This window comes from Curtobacterium sp. MCPF17_002 (genome assembly GCF_003234115.2).
Classification (GTDB): domain Bacteria; phylum Actinomycetota; class Actinomycetes; order Actinomycetales; family Microbacteriaceae; genus Curtobacterium.
The window spans coordinates 3009911-3025718 of record NZ_CP126251.1 but is presented as its reverse complement, the minus strand read 5'-3'; the positions used below and the strand labels follow the sequence as shown (position 1 = coordinate 3025718).

Sequence of the window (15808 nt, the reverse complement as noted above, 5' to 3'; positions counted from 1 at the left end):
CGGCTGCGGCGGGCTGGCGTGAAGGTGGTCGACGATCATTCTGACGGATACCGGCGCACGTGCAGCTCGCGGGCGGAGACCTGCCGCGCCGCGCGTCTGATCCCGCGCGGCATCAGCGAAGCCCCCATCCACAGGTCTGCCCGGAACCGCCGCGTTCGGGCCGCGTCGGTGCAGGAGCGGACGATGTGCGCCGAGTCGATACCCGGCGGTACCGATGCTACGCCCGAGCACCGACGAATCACACCCCCGTGTCGTCCTCGGGGGTCTCGTGCTCGCTCCGGACGCTGCCGGCGCCGGAACGTCGACCGGGTCGGCGGAGCAGTCGGATGGCGTCCGGGCGCAGTCGTCGACCGCGCTGCAGGAGCGACCCGAGCGTGGACTTCGGCTGCCAGTCGCGGCCGTTCGGAAGGCCCCATCCCCGACGGACGGCACCCCATCGCAGCCCGAGCGAGAGGACGATCGCGGCGACGATCCCGATGGTGGGGGACCCGAGGTGCGAGGCGATGACCATCACGGCCGAGGCGGCGACCGCGACGGTCGCGTAGAGCGCGTTGCCGCCGAACACGGCGGGAACGCGACGGAGCAGCAGGTCCCGCATCGCACCGCCGCCGACGGCCGTCACGGTGCCCATGATGATCGCGGCGGGCCAGGGGAGCCCTGCGTCGAACGTCCGTTGCACGCCGACGACCGCCCAGAACCCGATCACGGCGGCGTCGAGCACGGTGAACAGCCGGTCCCACGTCAGCGCGGAGAACGACACGAGGAACGCGATGAGTGCGCCGGCGATCGCGACCGGGACGTAGAGCGGGTCGACGAGCGCGACGGGCGGCCCGTCCTGCAGGAGGGTGTCGCGGAGGATGCCGCCGCCGAGCCCGGAGACGAACCCGACGACCAGGAACCCGAACAGGTCGAAGTCCATCGTGCGGGCGAGCGATCCACCGAGCAGCGCGGACGCGAACACGCCCGCGAGGTCGAGCACGTTCGTGACCGACGCCAGGCCCTCGGGGGTCAGCAGGTTCATGAGAACCATCAAACCCCACGCCGGGCGACTGGCGGGCGGAGCGCCGGTTAGGTTAGCCTCACCTTCGTCATGCTCGCCACTCTCGTCATCGGCCTCCGCGAAGGCCTCGAAGCGACCCTCATCGTCGGCATCATCGCCGCGTTCCTCCGTCGCAACCGTGTCCCCCTCGCCCCCATGTGGCTCGGCGTGGGGGTCGCCGTCGTGCTCAGCGTCGCGGTCGGCTTCGGGTTGCAGGTGGTGGAGCAGGCGCTCCCGCAGGCCCAGCAGGAGGGCATGGAAGCCGTCATCGGCATCGTCGCCGTCGTCTTCGTGACCGGCATGATCGTCTGGATGCGCACTCACGCGCGCACCCTGACGAAGGAGCTCGAGGCGAGCGCGACCGAGGCGCTCGGCCGCGGCACCGCGTGGGCCCTCGCCGGGATGGCGTTCCTCGCGGTCCTCAAGGAGGGCTTCGAGACCGCGGTCTTCCTCCTCGCGACGTTCCAGGCCTCGTCGGACACCGGGCTCGCCGCGCTCGGTGCCGTCATCGGGATCGCCGGCGCGGTCGTCGTCGGTTACGGCATCTACACCGGCGGCGTGCGGCTGAACCTGTCGAAGTTCTTCACCGGCACCGGGGTCTTCCTCGTGTTCGTCGCCGGCGGCCTCGTCCTGACCGTGCTCCGCCGCGCGCACGAGGCCGGCTGGATCGTCATCGGCCAGCAGCGCACCGTCGACCTCAGCTGGCTCGCCCCGAACGGCTCCGTGCAGGGCGCCCTCGTCACGGGCGTCCTCGGCATCCCACCGGACCCCCGGGCGATCGAGGTCCTCGGCTGGGTGCTCTACGTCGTCCCCGTGCTCGCCCTGTCGCTCTGGCCCCGCGCCTGGCGGCCGTCCCCGGCACGCGTCCCCGTCGTCCGCGCGGTCACCGCAGGCGTCCTCGCGGTCGCGGCCGCAGCGCTCGCGATCACCGTCCCGACCGGCGGCGCCGACCTGCCGCGCACCACCGCCGTGACCGGCGACGCCACCTCCGTCACGGCCACCGTCGACGGTGCGACCGCCGTCCTCCGCACGACGGGCACCGGCCGGGAGGGGCGGATCGCCCTGCCGACGTCGGCCCACCGCCGCGTCACCCGCGCGGGCGTGACCGCGGACCGCTGGCGGCTCACGGAGGACGGCGCGGCCACCCAGGACGGCGCAGCCGCGCAGGACAGCACCCAGGACGGCGCGGCCACTGCGCGACCGTCCACCCTCACCCTCGACGACCTCGTCGACCTGTTCGGTCGGCTGCCGGTCGGCGTCTCGCCGAGCACGAACCCCGGCCCCTTCACCGCGCGCTGGGCCGTCCGCGACACCGTCACCCTCTGGACCGTCCGGGGCGGGGTCCTGGACGCCACCCGCTCGGAACGCACCGTGCTCACGCTGGCCGGTGGGGGCCTCCCGGCTGCTCGCACCACCACCCTGGACCGCACCGTCTGGTCCGTCCCGGCCACCCACGTCCAGCGGTCCGCCGCCGCCGTGGCGGCCGCGGACACGCGCAGTGCCGAGCTGCTGCTCTGGAAGGCCTGGCTGCCGATCGCCCTCGGCGCCGCCGCCGCTGCCCAGGCCCTGCTCGCCCTGCGGGACCGGCGCCGTCGCCCCACCGTCTCGACCACCACGCCCGAAACCGACCCGTCGCGCGGCCCACCCGCCGACGACCCCACAAGGAGCCCCGAGTATGCCCTCCGCTAGGACTGCCCGCCCCCTGACCATCCTCGGCACCCTCGGTGTCGTCACCGCCCTCGCGCTCACCGGCTGCGCGAACTCGTCCACCTCGGCGGGCGACGGCGCGAGCAGCTCGGGCAAGGTGTCCCGCGTCTCGGTGACGCTGACGAACGACGGCTCGGACAAGTGCGCCGTCTCCGAGACGAAGGTCCCCGCCGGCCCGGTCACGTTCACCGTGAAGAACGAGTCGTCGACCGCCATCACCGAGGTCGAGCTGCTGCAGGACCAGCGGATCCTCGGTGAGAAGGAGAACCTCGCACCCGGACTCGACGCCGTGCGGTTCACCGCGACGCTCACCGGTGGCGAGTACCAGGTGTACTGCCCCGGGGCCGAGCACGAGCTCACCGACTTCACCGTCACCGGCAAGGTGACCTCGACCGCGAACAGCAGCGCCGCGACCCTCCTCGACGAGGGCACGAAGGGCTACGCCGAGTACGTCGACGGCCAGGTCACCGACATGGTGGCCGCCGTCAAGCAGCTGCAGGCCGACGTCGACAAGGGCGACCTCGCCGCCGCGAAGACGGACTACGCGAACGCCCGTCCGTTCTACGAGCACATCGAGAGCGACGTCGACGGGTTCGTGAAGAAGGGCTTCAAGGCGACCGACAACGCCGGCAACCTCGACTACCTCATCGACATGCGTGCGTCGAACCTCGACGACGCGGTCGGCTGGAGCGGGTTCCACGCGGTCGAGAAGGACCTGTTCGAGGCCGGTGCGATCACCGACACGACGAAGCAGACCGCCGCGGACCTGACGGAGAACGTCGAGCTGCTGGCGAAGCTCGTGCCGACCCTCGACTACAAGCCCGAGGACCTCGCCAACGGGGCCGCAGGCCTCCTCGAGGAGGTCCAGTCGAACAAGATCACCGGCGAGGAGGAGGCCTACAGCCACATCGACCTCGTCGACCTCGCCGCGAACGTCGAGGGCGCGCGGCAGGCGTTCGCGTACCTCAAGCCGGGCCTGACGAAGCTCGACCCGACGCTCACGAAGCAGATCGCGAAGCAGTTCGACGCGACGAACACGCTGATGGACGACTACCGGAACGCGGACGACCTCGGCGGCTTCGACACGTGGGACGCCGCGACGAAGGCCTCCGACGCGAACAAGGTCTCCCAGCAGGTCCAGGCACTGCAGGACCCGCTGTCCCGTCTCGCCGAGAAGGTCGCCACCGCGTGAGGGACCCGCACGACGACGGCGCGCCCGCGGAGCAGCACCGCGGGCGCGTCTCCCGGCGCGGGCTGTTCGGCGCCGGTGTGGCCGCGGCCGGAGCCGGCGTGGGCGCGGTGGCGGGCATCGCCGGAGCCACCGCCGCGACCGGGGTGAACCCGTTGTCCGCCGCCACGAACGGCGACGAGTCGATCGACCTCTCGCAGAGCCACCCCTTCTACGCGACCGCCGCGCGGCAGCCGCAGGGTGGCGTGCGGACCGCACCCCAGCGGTACTGCGTCTTCATGACGTTCGACATGTCCTCGACCGTGACGACCGACCTGCAGGTGCTCCTGGCCCGCTGGTCCGCGTCGATCGCGCAACTGCAGGCCGGCAAGACCGTGGGCAGCGTCGAGCCCGCCCACGGCGACGGGGTCGGAGCGGACACCGGCGAGGCGCTGGACCTCGGCCCGGCGTCCCTCACCGTCACGGTCGGGCTCGGCCCCGGGATCTTCGACGAGCGCTTCGGTCTGGCGTCGCGGAAGCCCGCACACCTCGCCGCAATCCCGACGCTGCCGAGCGACAACCTCGACGACGGGCTCACCGGCGGCGACCTGTCGCTGCAGGCGTGCGCGGACGACCCGCAGGTGGCGTACCACGCCGTCCGCGACCTCGCCCGGATCGCCCGGGGCACCGCGACCGTCCGCTGGACCGTCCTCGGTTTCGGTCGGGCGTCGGCCGGGCCGGACCAGTCCACGCCGCGGAACCTCATGGGCTTCAAGGACGGCACCCGGAACATCAGCACCGACGCGGACTACGACCGCTTCGTCTGGGTCGACGACGCCGGCGACGGCGCAGCCTGGATGGCCGGCGGCACCTACCAGGTGGCGCGGAAGATCCGGATGAACATCGAGATCTGGGACGCCGACGTCGTCAGCGACCAGCAGCGGGTGTTCGGCCGGTCGAAGATCGAGGGCGCCCCGCTCTCCGGCGGCTCCGAGCACACCACGCCGGACTTCGCGGCGACCGGCACGGGCGGCGCGACGAAGATCGACCCGACCTCGCACATCGCCCTCGCGGCGCACGAGGCGAACGACGGCGTGAAGATCCTCCGTCGCCCGTACAACTACACCGACGGGCTCAACCAGTACGGGCAGCTCGACGCCGGACTGCTCTTCACGGCGTACATGAACGACCCGGAGCACTTCACGCGGCTGCAGCGGAAGCTCGGTGCGTCGGACCGCCTGAACGAGTACATCTCGCACATCGGCTCGGCCGTCTTCGCCGTTCCGCCGGCTCCGCGCAAGGGGTCGTACATCGGCGAGCAGCTCTTCCGCTGACGCTCGTCGTGAGGTGGGTGCCCTCCGTCGTTTCCCTGGAGACGGAGAGCACCCGCGTCGCGGAGTCCGCCGGGCGGAACCACCGTCCGGACGAGAGGTGACCCAGCACGACGCGTCGCGTTGCGACAGGCCGAGCGTACCCCGCGCATCGCCGGAACAGCAGGGAAGTACCGGGATGGGACAGTGGTGGTGACCACCCGTCGGCGCGGGCCGGTCCAGGGCACCGGCACCGCGCCTCCAGGCAGCACGAGAACGGGCCGTCCCACCATGGTGAGACGGCCCGTACCGGCGGACTGGAGGCGCGGTGTCAGTCCGTCAGGACCGCTCGGTCGCGCGTCGCCGCGTCTTCCTTCGCCCCGTCCAGCTCCGCCCGGTTCCGGCGGACGACCAGCAGCGCCACCAGGCCCGCGAGGAGCAGCAGGCCGGCGGCGATCGCCGGCGCGGCGATCTCCGCGCCCGTGAAGGCGAGTTCGCCGTCGGCGCGCACCGGGACGGTGCCGTCGACGACACCGTCGCCGTCGATGTCGACACCCACCTCGCCGGCGCCCGGGGTGGTCGGGTCGCCGTCATCCGGGGTGGTCGGGCCACCCGTGCCCGGGTCGGTGCCCGGCTCGGTGCCCGGATCGACGACCGCTGCGACCGGGATCGTCACCGCGAGGGTGATGGTCTGGCCGTTCGGCAGCGTCACGACGAGCGGCTCCTCGGTCGTCGCGGCCGGTGTGACCGCAGCGGCGAGCGTGGTCGTGCCGGACGCGCGGCCGAGCGCGGCGACGGGGTTCGTGCTCGGCTCAGCGCCGGCGTTCGTGCTCGGCTCTGCGCCGGGCACCCGGAACGTCAGGGTCGCGCGACCCTGCTCGTCGGTCTTGTCGACCACGGTCGTGTCGACCGGGCTGCTGGCGAGCACCTGGTCACCCGCGCTGACCGAGACGGTCCCGGCCTGGTCGGTCTCGTTGCTGAACGTGAGCGACGACAGGTCGATCGAGACCGCGTCGCCCGGCTGGAAGCCGCCCGCGGGGGTCGGGGTGACGTGGACGCCGACCGATCGCTGGTCGCGCTGGACCTCGACCGACGGGTTCGCGCGGAAGTACTCGACCTGGGCCTCCAGGTCGACCTTCCCGCTGTCCTGCTTCGCCGCGGCCTGTGCGAACGCCGCGAAGTTGTCGCCGCCGCCCGCGAGGAACGAGTTCACGGTCACCTTGTAGGTCGAGTCGGCCGTGACCGGCGCGCCGTCGAGCGTCATCGAGGCGACGCGCGACCCCGCCGCGGCGGTCGGGTCGTAGGTGACCGCGAAGCCGTCTGAGGCGCCGAGCTTGAGGAACGGTCGGCTGGCACCAGCCGGCTGCCACTGCTGCTCGAGGGCCTGCCGGACCTGCGCACCGGTGAGGTCGAGCACCACGAGCGTGTTCGCGAACGGCTGGACGACGGCGGCCTCCTTGTACGTGACCGAGCCGGAGTCGATGTCGGCGCGCAGGCCGCCGGGGTTCATGAACGCGATCTGCGAGCCCTGGCGGGTCGTCGCCGCGCGCTGGACCTCGGCGACGAAGTTCCCGAGCGTCGACTCACCGCCCCGGTTCTCGGACCGGTCGCTCTGCACGGCTCGGCGGAGGTCGCGGTCGACCGTCCCGAGCGGCACCGCGCCGAGCTCGTCGGCCTTCGCCACCGCAGCGTCGACGGTGCCCTGCACGTCCGGGTCCGGCGTGAACGTGCCGTCGACGAGGCGGATGTTCTCCGCCACGGTGGGGGTGACGGCCCCGTCGGCGGCGACGGTCAGCTGCACGTGTCCGAGGTTGAAGCCGTACGAGCCGGTCTGGATCACCGGGCGAGCGACCGTCCCGCCGTCCGGGACCACCGCGTGCACGTAGGTCTGGTGCGTGTGCGCGGAGAGGATCGCGGAGACCTTCGGCGTCACACCGTGCACGGCGCGGGCGAACTCCCCGTCGCCGTCGAGGTCGGTCACGGCGGAGGACTCCGCGCCGTCGTGCACGAGGAGCACGAGGACGTCCGCCTCACCGTTCGAGTCGACACCGTCGGTGAGGTCCGCAGCGACGCGGTTGACCTCGGTCGTGATGTCGCCCATCTCGAGTCCGGCGATGCCGTCCGGGCTGACGAGCCCCTGCCCGACGAGGTCGACGGTCGCGCCGATGAAGCCGACGCGCTTGCCGCTGATCTCCTCGATCGCGTACGGATCGAACGCGGGCTTCCCCGTCGCGCTGTCGAGGATGTTCGCCGAGACGTAGTCCCACTGCGCCCGGGTGGCCTCGGGGCCACCGATGACCCGGTCGCGGAGGTCGTCCTGGCCCTTGTCGAGTTCGTGGTTGCCGATGGCGCTCACCGAGAGGTCCATCTGGTTGAGCACGTCGATCGTCGGCTGGTCGTCCTGGATGAAGGACTCGAACGTCGAGCCGCCGATGTTGTCGCCGGCGCTGACGAAGGCCGAGGTCGACGGGTCCTCGCCGCGGAGCTCCTGCAGCGCTCCGGCGAGGGTCGCGGCACCGGCGGCGTCGCCGTCGCGGGGCGGGGCGTTCAGCGACTGCGCGATGCGGCCGTGGAAGTCGTTCACGTCGTAGAGGTCGATCGTGGTGTCGCCGGCGGCGGCGACGGCGGTCGAGGGGACGGACAGGGCGACGAGGACGCCGGCGGTGGCGAGTGCGGCGCCGCTGCCGAGGCGCCGTCGTCGGCGCGGAGAGGTGTGAGCGTTCATCGTCGGAGAACCTATGAAAGCCCACAGGCGACGCGCCAGGGGGTGCCGCGACACGTCACGTGTTGTTCACACGGCGGGGCCTGGCCCTGCCGTGTGCTGCCGCGTGCCGCCGCGCGCTGCCGCGTGCCGCCGCGCGGCGCTCAGTCGCGGCCCAGGGCGCCCTTCACCCGCTCCACGGCCTCCGCCGCCATCGCCTTCGCCGAGTCCTTCACCACGCCGAGCTCCGCAGGGTCGCCCTTCAGCAGGCTCTTCGCCGTGTTGATCGCGTACTCGGCGGTGACGTGCGGCGGCAGCGGGGGCACGTTCCGGCTGACGTACGCGTCGATGAGCGTGACGCCGGGGTTCGCGAACGCGCGCTCCACCGCCGTCTCGACCTCGTCGTCGCCGTGCACCGCGATCCCGGTGAAACCGAGGAGCTCGGCGTACCCGGCGTAGTCCATCGACTCGACGTCCTGCGACCCGCGCCACATCGGGTTGCCGTCCTCGGTGCGCATCTCCCACGACACCTGGCCCAGGTCGTCGTTGTGCATGACCACGATGACCAACTGCTGGTTCGGCCAGTCCGCCATGTACTTCTTCACGGTGATGAGCTCGTTCATGCCGAGCATCTGGAACGCGCCGTCGCCGATCGTGCACACCGCCGGCCGGTCCGGGAACGCGAACTTCGCGGCGACGGCGTACGGCATCGCCGCGAGCATCGTCGCGAGGCGGCCGGACATGTCGCCGCGCATCCCGCGCCGCAGGCGGATGTGGTGGCCGTACCAGTCGGCCGTGGTGCCGGCGTCGCACGTCACCGTGACGCCCTCCGGCAGGTGCTCGTTGACCGCCCGGATGACCCGGCGCGGGTTCACACCGTCGTCGTACGTGACCTCGGCCTGCCGGGCCATCTCGGCCTCCCACTCGCGCATCTCGCCCGCGAGCCGTTCCTGCCACGACCTGTCCGGCTTCTCGGTGAGCAGCGGGAGCACGGCGTCGAGCGTCGCCCCCACGTCCCCCCACAGGTTGAGCTCCGTCGGGTAACGGAGCCCGAGCTGCTCCGGCTTGATGTCGACCTGCACACCCCGCGCCTGCCCCGTCGCCGGCAGGTACTCGCCGTACGGGTAGTTCGTGCCCAAGAGCACGATCGTGTCGCACTCCTTGATCTGCGTCAGGCTCGGCCGCGACCCGAGGAGGCCCACCTGCTGCGTGTGCCACGGCACGTCCGACGGCACGACGTCCTTCCCGCGGAGCGCCGTGATGATGCCGGCGCCCGCCTTCTCGGCGGCGGCGAGCACCTGGTCCGTCGCGCCCCGGGCACCCGCCCCGACGAGGAACGTGACGCGCTCGCCGGCGTTCACGATCTCGGCGAGCTTCGCGATCTCGTCCGCCGGGGGAGCGATGCGGGTCGAGGGAGCGACGTCGCTCGACCGGGAGACCCAGTGCTCGGCCGTCGGTGCCTCGTACGGCATCGCCTGCACGTCGTGGGGGAGCACCACGACCGCCGGCTGCTTCCGGAGCATCGCGGTCCGGAAGGCGGTGTCGACGATCACCCCGACGGCGTCCGGGGTCGCCACGGTCTCGACGTAGCAGGCCACGTCGGCGAACACCCGCTCGAGGTTCGACTCCTGCTGGGTGAACGTCCCGATCGAGGCGAGCCCCTGCTGCCCGACGATCGCGACGACCGGCTGGTTGTCCATCTGCGCGTCGTACAGGCCGTTGAGCAGGTGGAACGCGCCGGGGCTGGACGTCGCGACGCAGACCCCGACCTCGCCGGTGAACTTCGCGTGCGCGGTGGCCATCAGCGCGGCGATCTCCTCGTGCGTCGGCCGGACGTACTCCAGCGCACGCTCACTGCCGTCGGCCTTGCCGAGTGCGCCGTCGAAGGCGCCGATGCCGTCGCCGGGGTAGCCGAACACGCGGGAGACGCCCCACGCCTTGATGCGGTCGATGACGAAGTCGCTCACGGTCGTGGTCATGGGGCCAGCGTGCTCGGGTCAGGCTCCCGGGGCGATCAGGGGCCGGAGGGTGCGGTGTGCGATGCGGAGTCCCTCGAGGACCTTCTCGTCGGTGCCGCCCCAGAGCGGGTCCTCGTGCTCGACGCTCAGCGTGCCGTCGAAGCCCGCCTCGTACAGCCGGTCAACGACGTGCGGCCAGTCGACGACGCCACGGCCGGGCACCCGGAAGCGCCACCAGCCCATGTCCCACGGGTCCTCGCCCTTGTCGACCTTGCCGAAGAAGCCGTACTCGTTGCGCTTCGCCGGGAAGAGTTCGAGGTCCTTCGCCTGCGCGTGCACGATGTGCTCGGCGAACGGCAGGATCGTCTCGACGGGGTCGATGCCGATCCAGGTCAGGTGCGAGGGGTCCCAGTTGAGCCCGAACCCGAGCCCGGTCACCCAGCCCCAGAGCTCGGGCGAGTACGCGATGTTGCCCGGGTAGCCGTCGGGGTGCCAGCCCTCCATGACGCAGTTCTCGATGATGAGCCGGACACCGCGTTCGCCGGCGTAGTCGACGAGCTCGGGCAGGACCCGGTTGCCCTCGGCGATGTTCTCGCGGACGGACTTGGTGTTGTCGCGTCCGATGAAGGTCCCGACGTAGGGCACACCGAGCAGCTGCGCGGCGTCGACGGCATGCTTGAGGTGCGCGTGGACCTCCGCGCGCCGCGACGGGTCCTGGTGCAGGTTGTTCTCGTAGTACGCGAGGGCACTGATCTCGAGTCCGGTGCGGTCGAGCAGCGCCCGGGTCGTCTGCGCGTCCTCGTCGGTGAAGGTCGCCACCGGCAGGTGCGCCGCTTCGAAGTCACGGCCGCCGGTTCCGGGCCAGACTCCCACCTCGAGCCGTTCGTACCCCTGCTCGGCGGCGAACGCGGCGATGCGCTCCAGCGACCACCCGGGCAGGCACGCCGTCAGCATCCCGAGCTTCATCGGATCTCCCTCCACGTGCCGTCGGCGGCGCTGCCGACCACGGCGTCGATGATGCGTGCCGCACGTGCTCCGTCGGCGAACGTCGGCAGCCCCTCGGGCCACGCCGACTCGTCGCCACCGGCGCGGACGGCGGTGTACGTGTCCGCGACGAACGCCGCGAACGCGTCGAGGTACCCCTGCGGGTGCCCCGACGGCACGAGCGCCAGGCGCCGCTGGTCGGGCACGCCGAGTGCCGGGTCTCGGACGACGATCTGGGCGCCGCGCTCGTTGCCGAACCAGGCCGACTCCGGTCGTTCCTGGTCGAAGGCCGCCGAGCCGCGGGAACCGTCGACCTCGAACCACAACCGGTTCTTCCGACCCGCGGACACCTGCGAGATGACCACGTTGCCGATGCGCCCGGTCCCGGTCCGGAACGTCGCGACCGCGGTGTCCTCGGTCGTGACCTCGGCCCGGGTGCTCGGATCGAGCACCGGATCGGGGTCGGGGGAACCGGAGAACGACGGCCCCGAGGCGGCGGGCCGGGTCGGGTAGACGATGTCGGTGACGGCGGAGACCGAGGCGAACGGCTCACCCGTGACGAACTCGACGAGGTCGCACCAGTGCGAGCCGATGTCCGCGAACGCCCGCGACAGGCCCCCGGCGCCGGCGTCGACGCGCCACGAGGAGGCGTCCTCGTCGAGCATCCAGTCCTGCAGGTAGTGGCCGTGCACGGCGAGCACCCGGCCGAGGTCCCCGTCGGCGATGCGGCCGCGGATCTCGCGGACGATCGGGTGGTAGCGGTACACGAACGGCACGGTCGCCACGACGCCGGCCTCGCGCGCAGCGTCGACCAGCTCGGCGGCCTGCGCGGCGTCGATCGCGAGCGGCTTCTCGCACACGACGTGGATGCCGGCACGGATGACGGCGAGCGCCTGCGGGTGGTGCTGGTCGTTCGGGGTGCAGATGTGCACGACGTCCGGAGCGTCGGCGATCACCTCGTCGAGGGACGCGTACCCGCGGGGGAGGTCGAGCTGCGCCGCGACCTGCTCCGACCTGGCCGCGTTCCGGCCGAGCACTCCGAGCACCTCGGCCCCGGCCGCGCGCGCAGCGCGCGCGTGGACCCCGGCGATCATGCCCGTCCCGACCACGACGACGCGCAGGCGTCGCCCTCCGTACCCACTGCTCATGGTGCTCCCTCGCGCCGAACTGGTCCCACCGTATCGGCGTCTCCCGGCCACGTGCCGGAACGGATGAGTACCTTCTGGGGCATGTCGAGCCTCCAGACCTCCCTGCTCATCCTCGGTGCCAGTGGCGACCTGTCGAAGCGCCTGCTGCTGCCGGGCCTCGCGACGCTGCTGGAGGTGAAGACGGACTGGGACGTCCAGCTCATCGGTGCCGGTGTGGAGGACATCTCGGACGCCGCCTGGAAGCAGCAGGTGCGCGAGTCCTTCGAGAACGCGCAGGCGTCGAAGAACGAGGACGAGGGCGCCGAGGCCGAGACGACCCTGTCCGACCGGCTGCAGGCCGTCGTCGACGCGTCGAGCTACCGGAAGGCCGACGTCACGAGCGCGGACGACCTGCGGACCCTCCTCGCCGACTGCCGGCACGACCCCGCGATCTACTTCGCCCTCCCGCCGGCCGTGACCGAGAAGAGCTGCGAGGTGCTCAAGGACCTCGACCTGCCGTCCGGCACCCGCCTGGCGCTGGAGAAGCCGTTCGGCACCGACGCCGCGAGCGCCGAGCACCTCAACGACGTCCTGCACTCGTTCCTGCCGGAGGAGCGCATCCACCGCGTCGACCACTTCCTCGGACGCTCGACCGTGCTCAACCTGCTCGGGCTGCGCTTCGCGAACCGCATCATCGAGCCGCTGCTCTCCTCGCAGCACGTCGAGCGCGTCGACATCGTGTACGACGAGACCCTCGGCCTCGAGGGCCGTGCGCGCTACTACGACAAGGCGGGCGCCCTGGTCGACATGATCCAGAGCCACCTGCTGCAGGTGCTCGCCGTCGTCGCGATGGAGGCTCCGGCGAGCATCGACGCCGAGGACCTGCGGACGCAGAAGGAACTCGTGCTCCGGGCCCTTCGGCCGTGGGGTGGGGACGTCGTCGCGGCGGGCAAGCGTGGGCGCTACACGGCCGGCAAGGTCGGTGACCGCGAACTGCCGTCCTACGTCGACGAGGACGGCGTGGACCCGTCTCGCGGCACCGAGACCCTCGCACAGCTCACGCTCGAGGTCGCGAACTGGCGCTGGGCCGGCGTGCCCTTCACCCTGCGGTCTGGCAAGGCGCTCGGCAAGCAGCGCCGCGAGATCCTCATCACGTTCAAGGACTCCCCGCACGTCCCCCTCGGGCTGACCGGCGCGGAGCGGCCCGACCGGCTCTGCATCTGGATCGCCCCCGACGAGATGCAGCTCGAGCTCAACGTGAACGGCCCCGGCGACCCGTACACGATCGACCACACCGCGCTCGAGGTGAGCTTCAACCCCGGACGACTGAGTGCCTACGGCGAGGTGCTCGCCGGCGTGCTCGAGGGCGACGCCACGCTCTCGGTCCGCGGCGACAGCGCCGTGCAGGGCTGGAAGGTCGTCGAACCGTTCCTCGCGGTCTGGCGGGACGGGACGACCCCGCTCGACGACTACGCCGCCGGCTCCGAGGGACCCGATGCCTGGGACAACATCGACGCGTAACGTCTGACCACGTGAACACGATCGACGACGTCCTGCAGACCGTCCCCGCACCCGACGGCTCCGACATCCGTGTCGGGACCGTCCGGTACGACCACGAGGGCACCGAGCTCGAGGGGGTCCTCGCGAAGGACGCGGCGATCGCCGGACCCCGACCCGCCGTGCTCGTCGTGCACGACTGGCACGGGGTCAACGAGCACGTCGAGGCGCGCGTCACGATGCTCGCCCGCCTCGGGTACGTCGCCTTCGGAGCGGACGTCTACGGCGCCGACGTCCGACCCGGCGACGACACCGCCGGACAGGTCGCCGGCTCGTTCTACCAGGACCTCCCACTGATGCGTGCCCGCACCCAGGCGGGCCTCGACCGGCTGCGTGCGGACCCGGACGTCGACCACTCCCGCATCGTCGTGATGGGCTACTGCTTCGGTGGCTCGGCTGCCCTCGAGCTCGCCCGGACCGGTGCGGACGTCGTCGGTGCCGTGTCGTTCCACGGCAACCTGCTCGCCCACGAGCCGTCCGACGCCGCAGCGATCCGCGCGAAGCTGCTCGTGCTGACCGGAGCGGCCGACCCGGTCGTGCCGGACGCGAAGATCGCCGCCTGGCAGGACGAGATGCGGCAGGCGCCGGCCGTCGACTGGCAGGTCGTCACGTACTCCGGTGCCATGCACGCCTTCGCGGTGCCGGGGACCGACGCTCCGGACCACGGCGCGCAGTACCAGGAGCGTGCCGACCGCCGGTCGTGGCAGGCGCTCGAGGTGTTCCTCGCCGAGGTCTTCGACGAGGAGCCCGCGGCGCTCTGACGCCGACACGCCGAGGGGCGTGCTCCAGCCGCCTCGATTGGCGCCCGGGCCGCAGCTGTTGTAGAGTCTTCCACGGCCGCAAGGCCACGCGCTCGTAGCTCAATGGATAGAGCATCTGACTACGGATCAGAAGGTTGGGGGTTCGAGTCCCTTCGAGCGCACAGAGGTACCGGCCGAGTGCCGAACAGACTGAAGGCCCCGTCGCATCGCGACGGGGCCTTCGTCGTTGCAGCGCCGGGCTCGCAGCGACACCCCGCTCACACGGCCCGCGTGACCGCCCGGCAGCTCCGCAGGAACGACGCCGCAAGGGCTTCCTCGCCGTCGAGGTACCCCGCCACCATCGCCCCGTCGCGGAGCAGCATCAGGTCCGCCGCGACTCCCGCGGCGTCGGGGAGCGCCAGCGGTCGGACGATCTCCTCGAACGTGTCCCTGCACCACGCTCGGTGCCGCTGGACCGTCTGCCGCACGGCGCTCGACGGGTCGGGGTACTCGGCGGCGGCGTTGATGAACGGGCAGCCACGGAACCCGGGCTCGCACGCCATCGATCCGAGGCCGCCCGCGATGAGTTCGAACGTCCGGTCCGCGTCGCCGTCGGCGTGCTCGACGGCCGCGCCGATGCCGGCCCGCTCGAGTTCGGCCCGCCGCTCGAGGTGTGCGACGACCAGGTCGTCCTTGCTCTTGAAGTGCCGGTAGAAGGTCACCTTCGTGGTGCCGGCGCGTTCGATGACGCGGTCGACGCTGACGGCTCGGAGGCCCTCGGCGTAGAACAACTCGGTCGCGGCCTCGATCAGCCGATCGCGCATGGGCACCTTCACCGCACCGATCATATGCGTTCCTCCGATCCCTCTTGTGCTCGTCGTGACGGCCACCTACTGTTTGTAGAGTGACTAGTCATTCTACATCGAAAGGGCCGCTCATGACCTCCTCTCCTGCCCCGCTCGCAGCGGGCGTCGCGGCAACGCTGCGCACGCTCTACTTCGTCCGGTTCGCGTTCCAGATCGTCTGGGCGATCGTCGTGATCGCCACCGCGGGCGCCGGCCTCGGAGCGGTGGCCGTCACGCTCCTGCTGCTCTACCCGCTGTTCGACGTCGCAGCGGCGATCGTGGACCACCGTGCCTCGCGCACGACGGGGCCCGCGCCGCTGCTGTACGTCAACATGGCGCTGAGCCTCGCGGCCGCGATCGGACTCGGCTTCGCCGTCGCCTCGGGCATCCCGGCCGTCATGGTCGTCTGGGGGCTCTGGGCCGTCACCGCCGGCGCCGTCCAGCTGATCGTCGCGCTGCTCCGTCGTCGCCTCGGCGGCCAGTGGCCGATGATCCTCAGCGGCGGCATCTCCGTCCTCGCGGGGGCCGGCTTCGTCATCAGCTCCGCGAACGCCGAGTCGGTCACCGGCATCGGCGGGTACGCGGTCCTCGGCGGCGTCTTCTTCCTCATCTCCGCGATCCGGCTGCGGCGCGCGGTCACGGCAGCACAGATCTGAGCCACCGCCACCACTG

General features: G+C 71.8%; 12 protein-coding genes and 1 tRNA gene. 7 read left to right on the top strand and 6 right to left on the bottom strand.

What is annotated here, in order from left to right; translation table 11 throughout:
* Positions 1-238: 238 nt before the first annotated feature.
* Positions 239-1021 (bottom strand): trimeric intracellular cation channel family protein, encoded by a 783-nt coding sequence (locus DEJ28_RS14105; RefSeq protein WP_111116888.1) that lies wholly within the window; start codon positions 1019-1021, stop codon positions 239-241.
* 69 nt (positions 1022-1090) lie between these two features.
* Between DEJ28_RS14105 and efeU the strand changes: the two genes are divergently transcribed.
* The 3 genes from efeU to efeB are packed head-to-tail and all read left to right on the top strand — an operon-like array spanning position 1091 to position 5248.
* Positions 1091-2728, top strand: a complete 1638-nt coding sequence (gene efeU / locus DEJ28_RS14100; protein WP_111116887.1) for an iron uptake transporter permease EfeU — start codon at positions 1091-1093, stop codon at positions 2726-2728.
* Positions 2715-3938, top strand: coding sequence for an iron uptake system protein EfeO (gene efeO / locus DEJ28_RS14095; RefSeq protein WP_111116886.1), 1224 nt, complete (start codon positions 2715-2717; stop codon positions 3936-3938). Before efeU ends, efeO begins: the two co-directional genes overlap by 14 nt.
* The gene (gene efeB / locus DEJ28_RS14090) at positions 3935-5248 is read left to right on the top strand and encodes an iron uptake transporter deferrochelatase/peroxidase subunit (RefSeq protein WP_111116885.1); all 1314 of its coding nucleotides are present in this window, start codon (positions 3935-3937) and stop codon (positions 5246-5248) included. The genes efeO and efeB overlap by 4 nt, the downstream gene beginning before the upstream one ends.
* A 307-nt stretch (positions 5249-5555) precedes the next feature.
* Here efeB and DEJ28_RS14085 read toward each other — a convergent pair whose 3' ends face one another.
* From DEJ28_RS14085 to DEJ28_RS14070, 4 genes are all read right to left on the bottom strand, one after another.
* Complete coding sequence (locus tag DEJ28_RS14085) at positions 5556-7949, bottom strand: bifunctional metallophosphatase/5'-nucleotidase (protein WP_111116884.1); 2394 nt, start codon at positions 7947-7949, stop codon at positions 5556-5558.
* Positions 7950-8089: 140 nt separating this feature from the next.
* Positions 8090-9904 (bottom strand): thiamine pyrophosphate-requiring protein, encoded by a 1815-nt coding sequence (locus DEJ28_RS14080; RefSeq protein WP_111116883.1) that lies wholly within the window; start codon positions 9902-9904, stop codon positions 8090-8092.
* Between the two features lie 18 nt (positions 9905-9922).
* Positions 9923-10849: a sugar phosphate isomerase/epimerase family protein gene (locus DEJ28_RS14075; RefSeq protein ID WP_111116882.1), complete on the bottom strand. Its 927-nt coding sequence runs from the start codon at positions 10847-10849 to the stop codon at positions 9923-9925.
* The gene (locus tag DEJ28_RS14070; protein WP_181433817.1) at positions 10846-12015 is read right to left on the bottom strand and encodes a Gfo/Idh/MocA family protein; all 1170 of its coding nucleotides are present in this window, start codon (positions 12013-12015) and stop codon (positions 10846-10848) included. The genes DEJ28_RS14075 and DEJ28_RS14070 overlap by 4 nt, the downstream gene beginning before the upstream one ends.
* A gap of 81 nt (positions 12016-12096) precedes the next feature.
* Between DEJ28_RS14070 and DEJ28_RS14065 the strand changes: the two genes are divergently transcribed.
* From DEJ28_RS14065 to DEJ28_RS14055, 3 genes are all read left to right on the top strand, one after another.
* Positions 12097-13515 carry a glucose-6-phosphate dehydrogenase gene (locus DEJ28_RS14065; RefSeq protein ID WP_111116880.1) on the top strand — a complete coding sequence of 473 codons (1419 nt, stop codon included), beginning with the start codon at positions 12097-12099 and terminating at the stop codon, positions 13513-13515.
* An 11-nt stretch (positions 13516-13526) separates the two neighbouring features.
* A complete protein-coding gene (locus DEJ28_RS14060) occupies positions 13527-14312 on the top strand; it encodes a dienelactone hydrolase family protein (protein WP_111116879.1) in 786 nt (261 codons plus the stop codon).
* An 88-nt stretch (positions 14313-14400) separates the two neighbouring features.
* Positions 14401-14473, top strand: a tRNA-Arg gene (locus DEJ28_RS14055).
* 96 nt (positions 14474-14569) lie between these two features.
* Here DEJ28_RS14055 and DEJ28_RS14050 read toward each other — a convergent pair.
* Positions 14570-15127, bottom strand: coding sequence for a TetR/AcrR family transcriptional regulator (locus DEJ28_RS14050; protein WP_258368213.1), 558 nt, complete (start codon positions 15125-15127; stop codon positions 14570-14572).
* Between the two features lie 101 nt (positions 15128-15228).
* Between DEJ28_RS14050 and DEJ28_RS14045 the strand changes: the two genes are divergently transcribed.
* Complete coding sequence (locus DEJ28_RS14045) at positions 15229-15792, top strand: hypothetical protein (protein ID WP_111116877.1); 564 nt, start codon at positions 15229-15231, stop codon at positions 15790-15792.
* Positions 15793-15808 lie beyond the last annotated feature (16 nt).